Source organism: Streptomyces anandii JCM 4720, assembly GCF_014650655.1.
GTDB classification, from domain to species: Bacteria; Actinomycetota; Actinomycetes; order Streptomycetales; family Streptomycetaceae; genus Streptomyces; species Streptomyces anandii.
Window position 1 is genome coordinate 1 of record NZ_BMVJ01000055.1, and the last position, 2,705, is coordinate 2,705.

Genomic DNA, 2,705 nt, shown 5'->3' on the forward strand with positions numbered 1-2,705 from the left:
GCCGGTGACGAGAGCGCCGTACTGGAGATCGCCGCCGTCTTCGAGGCACAGGGCCGGAAGACCCATCGCCTGACGGTGAGCCATGCTTTCCACTCCCCGCACATGGACGGCATGCTGGACGCCTTCCGCGAGGTCGCCGAGGGCCTGTCCTACGCCCCTCCCCGCATCCCCGTCGTCTCCAACCTCACGGGTGCCATCGCCTCCGCCGAGGAGATCGCCAGCCCCGGCTTCTGGGTCCGCCACGTCCGTGAGGCCGTCCGCTTCCACGACGGCATCCGCACCCTCGAAGCCGAGAACGTGACCACCTTCGTCGAGCTGGGCCCGGACGGAGTCCTGTCCGCACTCGCCCAGGACTGCTCCACCGCCGAAGGCCAGGCCTTCGTCCCGGCGCTCCGCAGGAACCGTCCGGAAGCCGAAGCCCTGACCACTGCCCTGTCGTACGCCCACACGCGAGGCATCTCCGTCGACTGGCAGGCGTACTACTCGGGCACCGGTGCCCGCCGTGTCCCGGACCTCCCGACGTACGCCTTCCAGCGGGAGCGCTACTGGCTCGAGATCCCTGCAGCTCCTGTCGCGGCCGTGGGCGCGACCGCCGACACGGATTCCGTGGATGCCCGTTTCTGGGAGGCCGTGGAGCGCGAGGACCTCGAATCGCTCGCCGCGACCCTGGACATGCCGACGACGAGCGGCGATGCCCTGGAAGCCGTGCTGCCGGCGTTGTCGGCGTGGCGTCGGCAGCGGCTGGAGCAGTCCGTGGTCGACGGCTGGCGTTACCGCGTCGTCTGGCGGCCGGTGACCGAGCGCGCGACTGGGGTGCTGTCCGGCAGCTGGCTGGTGGTCGTACCGGCCGGGCGGGAGGACGACGGCCTGGCCACCGCGGTGACCGGGATGCTGTCCGCTCGCGGCGTCGACGTACGGACGCTGTCCGTGGCGCCGGGGCTGGAGCGTGAGGACGCAGCCGCGCTGCTGCGGACGGCCGTGCCCGAGAGCGGAGCCCTCGCCGGCGTGCTGTCCCTGCTCCCCGCAGTGGGGGAGACCAACGCACCAGTGGAATCCGCTGTGTTGGTGCAGGCGCTCGGCGATGCCGGCGTTGAAGCACCTCTGTGGTGCGTGACACGCGGCGCGGTCTCGACCGGCCGTGGGGACCGTCTGGGCACCCCGGCCCAGGCCGGTGTGTGGGGGCTTGGCCGGGTGGCCGCGCTGGAGCACCCCGAGCGCTGGGGCGGTCTCGTCGACCTCCCGCAGACCGATGGCACCACGACCCGCGTGGACGAACGAACCCTGGACCGCCTGGCGGATGTCCTGGCCGGGCTCGGGGACGAGGACCAGCTCGCGGTACGTGACTCGGGTGTCTTCGCGCGCCGCCTGGTACGGGCGCGGGCGGCGCACGAGGACGCCGCTTCCCAGGCCGCTTCACCCGCCTGGAAACCGGAAGGCACCGTCCTGGTGACCGGCGGAACGGGCGCGCTCGGCGCGGAAGTCGCCCGCTGGCTGGCCGGCAATGGCGCCGCCCACCTGGTGCTGACCAGCCGGCGCGGTGCCGACGCGCCCGGTGCCGCCGAACTCGAGGCGGAACTGGTCGCGTTGGGCGCCCGTGTGACGCTTGCGGCCTGCGACGCAGCCGACCGCGGGGCACTGGCCGGACTCTTGGAGCCCCTCCGCACCGAACTGACGGCCGTGATCCACACGGCCGGTGTGCTGGACGACGGAGTGCTGGACGCGCTGACGCCGGACCGGTTCGAGAGCGTGTGGCGGGCCAAGGCCGACTCGGCGCGTAACCTGCACGAACTCACCCGCGACCTCGACCTCTCGGCCTTCGTGCTGTTCTCGTCGATCAGCGGCACCCTCGGCAGCAGCGGTCAGGCCAACTACGCAGCCGCCAACGCCTACTTGGACGCATTGGCGCAGGAGCGCCGGGCGGACGGCCTGCCGGCCGTCTCCATCGCCTGGGGCGCGTGGGCGGCGGGCATGGCCGCAGACGACGACATCGCGCGGCGCATGCGAGCAAGCGGCGTACCTCCGATGGCCGCGGACGCCGCTATCCGCGCGCTGCGTCAGGCCGTGGATTCGGAGGAAGCGGCGCTCACCGTCGCCGACCTCGACTGGGAGCGGCTGACGCCCGGCCTGGTGGCGGTGCGATCGAACCCGTTCATCGGCGAGCTGCCCGAAGTGCGCGCGATCCTCGACAACGTGAACTCCCTTGCGGGAGGCGCGAAGAGGCGCGACGCGGGCCCGTCGATCGCCGAACGGCTCTCCGGAATGTCCGAAGCCGACCAGGAGCGCACGGTCCTGGAACTGGTCCGTACCCACGTCTCCGCGGTGCTCGGACACCACGGCTCGTCGGCAATCGGAGCCGAACGGGCCTTCAAGGAGCTCGGGTTCGACTCGCTGACCGCCGTCGAACTCCGCAACCGCCTCCGCGCGGCGACCGGCGTGGACCTGCCCGCCACGCTCGTCTTCGACTACCCGACGGCATCCGCCCTCGCCGGCCACCTCCGTACCGAACTCCTCGGCGCACAGGCGGCGTCCGCGTCGGCACCTGCCTTGGCGTCGGCGGCTTCCTCTTCACCGGTGAGCTCTGGATCGGTGACCTCTGCACCGGCGAACGACGACGACCAGATCGCCATCGTCGCGATGAGCTGCCGCTTCCCGGGCGGCGTACGGTCGCCGGAGGACCTGTGGCAGCTGCTGGCCTCGGGAGGCGA

1 protein-coding gene is annotated in these 2,705 nt (G+C 72.2%); it reads left to right on the forward strand.

Translation table 11 applies throughout. The features are described from left to right. Positions 1-2,705, forward strand: a 2,705-nt coding sequence (locus IE249_RS35140; RefSeq protein ID WP_229860007.1) for an SDR family NAD(P)-dependent oxidoreductase, incomplete at both ends; no start/stop codon positions are given.